An 8,170-nucleotide genomic window follows, 5' to 3' on the forward strand; every position below is an offset into this window, starting at 1 on the left:
ACATCGTCGAATTCATTCAGGTCGTCAAACGAACCGAGCCCGATTTTCCCTTTGCCGAAGGTCTTGTCGGTGACCGACATGTGCGGTTTGCTCATCTCATCAAAAAATACGTCGATTTTTCCCGAAACGACATCGCGGGTGACTCGGACCTTGTGCCATTGGTCATCCCACGGAGTCAGGGATTCGTTTTTCGTTAGCGCCAAACGCGGGGCTTCGTTGACAATCATGATCTGCCCGCTGTGGGGATCTGGTTTTGCACCGAGGTGCACGTAATAAAAGTGCTGATCGTCTTGGTAGTTGAAAAAGACACAGCAATCGCGATGGTTGCCGGTGTCTTTGGTGCTGCGGACGCGAAAGGTAATCTCGAAGCTGCCCAATTCCAGGTCACGAATCAAGGCGACATGGCCAGGGCTGCGAACCGGTGGTTGGTAAGCGCTGCCCCGCTCGGTGATCTCGATCGTCGAGTTGTCGTCGTGGGTGGAAAGTTTCCAGGTCTCGGGATCAAGCATCTGCCAGCGACTGTGACCGTTTTCAAAATCGTCGCTGAACACGGGCTTGTTTGGCTTTTCAGCCACTGCGCTAGCGACCAACAACAACGTGAACGCGGCACTGACAACGAGGCGAAGCATGATGTGGACTCTTGAGGTAGGAGCGTTAGGGAGAGAAAGCACGCGAGAGCTGATTGTAATCGGCTCGCGTGCGGCGATGGGGTTCACTCTTTGACAATCTTGCCAAACAGATGGCCTCCGACCTTGTCATGTTGCCAAGTTCCCGAGTAGCGTCCATCGTGAATCAAAACGCGCGCACTAAAGGTTCCCATACCGGGAAGGCTTAATGAATTCAGCGTGATTACCGGAGTGTTGCCGGCGAACAAGATCGGCAGGTCCATCGGGATTTCACTATCGACTTCGCCGTATTTGATCCGAGCGGTCAGACGATAGAGGTTTTTCTCTGCGAGTTTTTCGCACTTACTAATCGTGTACTCTTCGGTTTTAGGCGTCGTGTCGTCTTTGCCGTCCACCGTGAACTTGCCAACAAATTTTGCTCCGGTTAGGTAATTTGAAATTCGTTCGGCGCGGCTATCGGATTCGCTGGCCTGTTGCCCATTTTCCGCCGGTTCATCCGCGCCCCCATGAGTCATTGTCAGCGCGGTCATCATTAACGCAAACCCGAGATTCGCAATCAGTCGTGACATGGTTCCATTCGCAATTGGGGAAGGGAGGGAAGGGGAATCTTTACTATCCTATGCCTTCGGCGAACGCGAGACCACACTTCGCAGCCACGCCATGGCTGCTTTTCCAATGCGTGGCTGCAGAATTTCGGGATGTCCCCCGATGTGGATCGTTTCTTCGTACGTTTTCCCATCCGCAGCGACAATCCACATGCGAACATCCGATGCCGGAACATGCCCCACCAAGTCGCCGGGAATTGCCGGATAACCGTCAACGACCAACAACCAATCCGCACCAAATTGCGATTGAATTTCTGTAAGCGGTGTGTCGGGCATCGCCGCCAACGACAAGCCGCCACGATATGCCGGCGTCTCGCCGAGCGAAGCGAACCAATCGCCCAGCGGTGCGGCGTATCCGAGTTCCAGCAGGGCCAGCGATTCGTCGCGAGCCCGCAGCATGGAATCAATCGCGTGATATTGTTCGTAGTTTTCACCGTCACCGAAATACAGCTCGCCAACTCGGTTTAGAATTTCGGTTTTCGTACTCGCAATCTGCTCGGTACACCGCTGCAGCGAATCGGTCATCGCGGTGATTCGCAGCGAGATCGTCGCCTCGCTGACGGTGATGCCGACGCGAGGTTGGCGATCCCGCGCGATCATGTCACCGAGTCGTGATTCCATGTCGCTTTCGCCGGTGCCGAAGAACTTCATTACATGGTGCTGGATCACGTTGCCGCCCCCCGACATTTCTGCAATCTGGTGCGATACGGTTTCGTTGAACATCAACTTCATTTCGGCGGGCACGCCTGGCAATGCAAACACACGGCAGGTGGTCGAGTGCCCGCGGTCGATGACCAAGTCAATTCCCGGAGCGGTCCCTTGCGGATTGGGAATGATATGACTCGATCGAGGGAACATCGCTTGCACCCGGTTCCGTTCGGGCATCGGCCGTTTGCGTGCTCCGAACAGGCTTTCGATATGATCCATTGCCTGTTGACGAAACTCGAGCGGTTCATCGACCACTTCGGCCAGGGCCTCGCGAGTCAGATCGTCTTGGGTCGGTCCCAAGCCACCGCTGCAGACCACAATATCGACGCGATCGGCGGCGATTTGGAAGACGTCAATGTTGTCTCGCAACATATCGCCGACGGTGGTCTGAAATCGGACTTCCACTCCCAATTCGCCAAGCCGTTGGCTGAGCCACTGAGAATTGGTGTCCAGCCGCGCCCCGCTGGTCATTTCATCGCCGATCGAAATCACTTCCGCCGTCAATTTCAGCGGAGCAGGTTTATTCGGGGGGCTGCCGGGGTTCGCCAGATTGCTCATCAATCGATTCTTCCAAAGGTGCGGTTGGATGCTCGATTGTAAGGGTGATTGCAGTTTTGGACAGTTGCCCAAGCAAGATTACGCGATTGCGGAACCCTTCTTGTCGCTCGAAAAACATCCGCTGCGTGATTTCGAATTTGGGCAGCTCGTTCCCCGCAGCACTCCGCTGTCCCGGATCACGTTGCACTGCAGAAACGCTTTGCGAAGCCGAAGCCGCCGGAGACAAGGCGGGTTCGATTTCGAAATACCACCAAACATGCGAGCCTTCCTCTTTTCGTCCGACCCAGTGGATTTTTGCTTTCGATAGTCCCGCGGCTTTTCTCGTTTCGATTTTGCCGTCACCGATCGGGCGGATCTGAAACGTCTTGTTCAAATACCGGACGGCAACGTTTTCGATTGCTTGCGACTTATCCGCTTGCTGCTCAATCCATTGCTGGTCAAGGATATGAAGCCGCAGTGCGATTTCGAAGCGATTGCTGTCGCCGTTCCACTGGACTTCGCTAACGGTTTCATGAACCGGGTGCAGCATCATCAGCAACAGAAGTGCGTGGAACATGATCGATCCGAGCATGGAGGTGGAAATTGACTTAGGCCGAGGGTTTTTTGCGAGACGAGGCTTTGGGCCGCGAATGAGGCGTTTTGCTTGATTTGGTTTCGTCCGCCTGTTCGTCGGAGGAGCCTTTTGATGATCTGGCCTCCGTTTTTACCTCAGGTTTCCCGTCCTTGTCGCCATCCTTTTTGTCATCCGATTCTTTTTCGTCCTTCGGCTCCTCACTTTTTTTCTCGGCTTCGGACGTATCGACGTCGGGTTTGAGAGCCTTTTGCATCGGGTTTTTGCTCTTCTCGCTCTTGTATAATTTGAAGCGACTTGGAACCAGTCGAGGCGGCCAATAGTTATTGGATTCCTCGGCGTCGGCGGTTTGCTGTTTGGGATCCAGTTGCAAACGAGCGATCTCTTTTTCGGTGACAAACAATTTGTCGACTTGTTTGCTGTTGCTTCGCCAAATCTGAGCCGGAATGGTCACGGTTTCGCTGGTGTTGTCCGCGTAGTGGATGCGAATGATGATCGGCATTACCAGACCACCGACGTTTCGGAACGTGACGACGTAAAAGTTTGTTTTCCGTCGCAACAACGCACGCTCGTCCGCTTCGAGTCCGTCGAGGAACTTTTGGTACGCTTTGCGATCCGACTCTTCGACTTTGTGTTCGTCATAGTCGGGGCTGTTGTAAAAGTCCTTAAGGCCTGGTTGCAGATCGATTCGTCTGGGCAGGTCGACATTGCGATCTTTCGAGATCGAAGGTTCCTCTTTGTCACGTTCTTGACGCTTGATTTCAGCGTTGATTTCCGGATCGCCACTGTCAATTTGATAGAGCCGCACGTCGCTGATCGCGATGTCAACATGATCGGTGCTGAAGAACCAACCTCGCCAAAACCAATCCAAATCGACGCCCGAAGCGTCCTCCATCGTGCGGAAAAAATCGGCCGGGGTGGGGCGTTTGAAACGCCATCGCAGCGCGTATTCTCGGAACGCAAAATCAAACAGCTCGCGGCCCATGATCGTTTCACGAAGGATGTTCAACGCGGTCGCCGGTTTGCCGTAGGCGTTGTTGCCAAAACTTAAAATCTCTTCGCTACCGGTCATGATCGGACGTTGTCCGCCCCCCTTCATGTAGGGCACCATCTTGGCAGGTTCGCCACGACCCGATGGATAATCCTCTTCCCATTCTTGTTCGGTCAAATATTGCAGAAAGGTATTCAGGCCTTCGTCCATCCATGTCCATTGACGTTCGTCGCTGTTGACGATCATCGGAAAGAAGTTGTGGCCGACTTCATGAATGATCACCGAGATCAATCCGTACTTGGTCGCCTTGCTATACGTCCCATCGTCTTCGGGACGCGGTCCGTTAAAGCAGATCATCGGGTATTCCATCCCATAGACCGGACCATTGACGCTGATCGCAACCGGGTAGGGATAGGGAAACGCGTAACGCCCATAGACTTCAATCGTGTGAGCAATCGCTTCGGTCGAATAGGTGCTCCACAGCGGATTGCCCTCGTTGGGATAATACGACATCGCCATCACGGTGTTGTCTTCGACTTCGACGCCCATCGCATCCCAGATGAATTTGCGGCTGGCGGCGAAGGCAAAATCGCGGACCTGTTTGGCTTGGAATGCCCAAGTCTTGGTCCCCTTTGCACGACTTGTTTCGTTCGCTTTGGCCTCTTCGGGCGTAATGATCATCACCGGTTTTTCGGCCGAGCGTGATGTTTCGATTCGTTCGATCCATTCCGCTTTTAACACTTCGTCGGCATTTTGCAATTCGCCCGTTGCGGCAACCACCATGTCACTTGGCACAGTAATGCGAACGTCAAAGTCACCCAATTCGAGCGTGAATTCGCCACGTCCTAGAAATTGTTTGTGTTGCCAACCGGTGTAGTCCGTGTAGGCCACCACCCGTGGATACCACTGAGCAATTTCGTAGATATAGTTTTCGTCTTTTTCGAAAAACTCGTAGCCGCTGCGAGCACGAATGATTTTGCTGTCGACGATGTTGTAACTGTATTTGACTTTCAGCTGTGTGGATGCACCGGCGGCGAGTGGTTCCGGCAAATCGATCCGCATCATCGTTTTGACAATCGAATGAGGCAGCGGATGGTCGTCGCCATCGGTCACCGATTTGATGTTGTAGCCACCCTCGAAAGTCGAACGAGCCAACAGCGAACGAATTGCATTAAATTCGACTCGCGAGTGCATCGACGGCGCCGGAGCGGTGGTGACCGCGTCCGAGTCGGGCTTGAAAATGTTTTGGTCCAATTGCAGCCACACGTAGGACAGCGGGTGAGGCGATTGATTGTGGTAATCAATCGCCACCGTGCCGCGAATTCGTTGGTTCGCGTCATCCAGGGTGACATCAATGTCATAGTCGGCACGCTGTTGCCAATAACCGGGGCCGGGGGCTCCCGAGGCGGTTCGCGTACTCGTCGGCGTCGGCAGCCATGAATCGATTTGGAAGAACCGATCTGTCGAATCACTGTGCTTGGAATTCGGCAAGAATTGGGCGTTCGCTATTTGCCAACCGAACAGAATGGTGGCGATTATGAAGCTGACTCGGATCAGCGGGTGAGAGACTCTCAAGATAGTTTTCACTGCGGCAACATCGTGATTGCGAGGAATCAGGTGGCGATTTTTGACCTAGTTTAACCAGCTTGCCAAGATTTGACGTGGGGCTGCGAAAAATTGTTTCCCCATTCATCGCCAGCGTGATGGATCCTACCCACTACGACGTTCGACGGGCGGTTTTCATAGCGGCGCGGCAAGGGGGACCAAGGCTGGACGTTTAAGACTTTGCGGTTGATGTCGATAGGGGGGCAGTTTTTCTTCCGCCCCACACTGTGGTTGCCTCTCCCCCAACGAAGGAGACTGCTGATTTGATTCGACATCACCGCTCTTATGTTAGCTGCTTGGACGCCACCAAAGCCGTCGGACGAGCCTAGCTGAGCAGGCCGGCCAAGTCGTCAGCCAACAAATCAAGTACGTCGTCGTCATCATCCGTAGCACTGGTGAAACCGGTTGCCACGGCGGCGTTCGCCGTTTGCGAGTGGGTCGGCCCATCAACCGAAACCACCTTGCCGTCACCGCTGGACAACTCAGCAAAGACCGAATCGGTTACGGGTTCAACGGATTGTGACGAAGCTGTCGTCTGGAGCATCGCGGTGGCGACTTGTTCACCTTCACTGCTGGTGCCGGTTGGCTGCACGCGACGACTCAGTTCGTTGATGACTTGAAGTGCATCGAGCGCGGTTACCGCTCGGTCACCATTGACGTCCACGTAATAAGAACTGACTAGCAGCGATTCACCCTCGGCCGCCGATGGCAACGCTCGTGCCATTTCGTTAATGACGTGCAATGCATCAATCGGAGTCACTTGACCGTCATTATTGACGTCCGCCGGAAGTCGCGTGTTCTGCAGAGGCGATTCGCCTTGCCCGCTCGATCCCACCGTAATGTTCAACGCTTCGTAGCGAATTTGCGAGGTCGGTACCGGATCGTTTTCTTGGAATAGAAGCGTGTCCTGGAACGGCGATGCATCCGCGGGGGATGCGGCGATGATGCTTTGGCCTGGGGCGATCGCATCAAAGAACACCGTGGCCATGCGAGCAGGGTTCAGACTTGGGAAGTTGCTCGGGGTCGCGTTGGTTTGGCTGCTGACACTTCCGAATTCGTCAATGATCCCTGGCCGTGCTGCGGTTCCAACACCCGCTGCAGCGTTGAAATTGCTGCCAAAGGTCACATCAAAGTTAAATCGGTCGCCAAGGTTCGTATTGGCCGGACGAATCGAATCGGAATCGTACAGCATGTCCAGGAAGCCTGCGAAGACAAACGTGCTGTTGCTACGCAAGTCTTCGAGATTGACTTGGACACCAAAGCGATCGCCGACACGAATCTGGCTGCTGCTGATCGGTTGACCGCCTGCGTTGACCAGATTCAATCCGACCAGCACTTGGTCATCGGCATTTGCATTTCCGTACGCTAAAGTGACTTGAGCGGTACTGCGAATGCCTTCGTTGGTAACGATCACATAGGTGAATTGGTCAAAACCCGACGCCGTTGGATTGTTGGTCGGACGATAATTGAAATAGTCGTCACTGAGATCGCTTGGCGTATTGTTGTTATTGACCGTGATCGTGCCGTTTTGCGGCTGCACGGTGACGCCGAATTCCTGCAGCGTCTTGCCGGCAAATTGGTCATTGTCCAAGACGTTCAAACGAGCCGCGGAGGTCGATGAAGCCGAAATCGTGGCGCCGGTCGAATCAACGCCTTGCATGAACGCGTCATCCACCGCGGAAACAAACGTTCCATCGCTCGCGAAGATCACAAATTCATTTTTGCCTAGTCGAAGCTGGCTCGGCGTCAAGGCAACGTCTTGTCCAAGCAGCACGGTTTCACTTCGAGGATCGTCCGCAGGGTCGGCCGTAAAGACGGCGACGCCTGGCGACAAGGCTTCAAACGTGATCGTGAACAACTCGGCTTTGCCGGTAAACGGAGTCGGATTATTGACGATCTGGACACCACCGACATCATCGATCAAGCCTGGCTTCTGCGAATTTCCTTGTTGGAAAGTACCGCCTGAAAACAGTGGGCCAAAGCTAATGTCAAATGGAAACGCCGGGTTGGCGGTGGAGGCAACGGTTTTGACCAATTCGTCGGTATACAGCAAATCCAGAAACGCCGACGCAACGCCTTCGGGGTCACGAGCGTTTGCTAGATCAAGCTCGTCAACCAGCACACGAACACTGAATCGATTCGCGGTCGGGTCGGTCGGATTGAGTTGCAAATTGGTGATCGGGGTGTTGTTCAGCGGGTCAAAGAACTCGATCGAATAATCGACGAGGTCATCGGCCTGCGATCCCGGCAACAGATTGATTGTGACTTGGGCACTCGAGGTCGATCCTGCTCCGTCTTGGATGCTGTAGGTGAACTGTTCGGTGCCCGCAAAATTGCTGGCCGGTGTGTAGCGGAGCGATTGGCCGCCGCCGATGATCGTGACCGTTCCTCCGGCACTGCCCGGCGTAACGCTGGCGATCGACAATCCGCCCGACAGGCTGGCGACGTCATTGTCCAGCACGTTGAGGGCACGGTTCTGCGAGCCTTCGGGAATGCTGAAGGAATC

General features: G+C 54.3%; 6 protein-coding genes. All 6 read right to left on the bottom strand.

What is annotated here, in order from left to right; all coding sequences use genetic code 11:
* On the bottom strand, nt 1-629 hold a 629-nt coding region (locus ABX962_RS23675), incomplete at its 3' end, for a hypothetical protein (RefSeq protein WP_372722909.1).
* Between the two features lie 83 nt (nt 630-712).
* A complete protein-coding gene (locus ABX962_RS23680; RefSeq protein ID WP_372722910.1) occupies nt 713-1,195 on the bottom strand; it encodes a hypothetical protein in 483 nt (160 codons plus the stop codon).
* Nucleotides 1,196-1,243: 48 nt separating this feature from the next.
* Nucleotides 1,244-2,497 carry a competence/damage-inducible protein A gene (locus ABX962_RS23685; protein ID WP_372722912.1) on the bottom strand — a complete coding sequence of 418 codons (1,254 nt, stop codon included), beginning with the start codon at nt 2,495-2,497 and terminating at the stop codon, nt 1,244-1,246.
* Complete coding sequence (locus tag ABX962_RS23690) at nt 2,460-3,053, bottom strand: DUF6702 family protein (protein ID WP_372722914.1); 594 nt, start codon at nt 3,051-3,053, stop codon at nt 2,460-2,462. Before ABX962_RS23690 ends, ABX962_RS23685 begins: the two co-directional genes overlap by 38 nt.
* 31 nt (nt 3,054-3,084) lie before the next feature.
* Nucleotides 3,085-5,616, bottom strand: a complete 2,532-nt coding sequence (locus ABX962_RS23695) for a M1 family metallopeptidase (protein WP_372722918.1) — start codon at nt 5,614-5,616, stop codon at nt 3,085-3,087.
* A 373-nt stretch (nt 5,617-5,989) separates the two neighbouring features.
* Nucleotides 5,990-8,170, bottom strand: a 2,181-nt coding sequence (locus tag ABX962_RS23700) for an Ig-like domain-containing protein (protein ID WP_372722916.1), incomplete at its 5' end; no start/stop codon positions are given.

It is taken from the genome of Novipirellula sp. (assembly GCF_041583735.1).
In the GTDB taxonomy this organism is placed as follows: domain Bacteria; phylum Planctomycetota; class Planctomycetia; order Pirellulales; family Pirellulaceae; genus Novipirellula.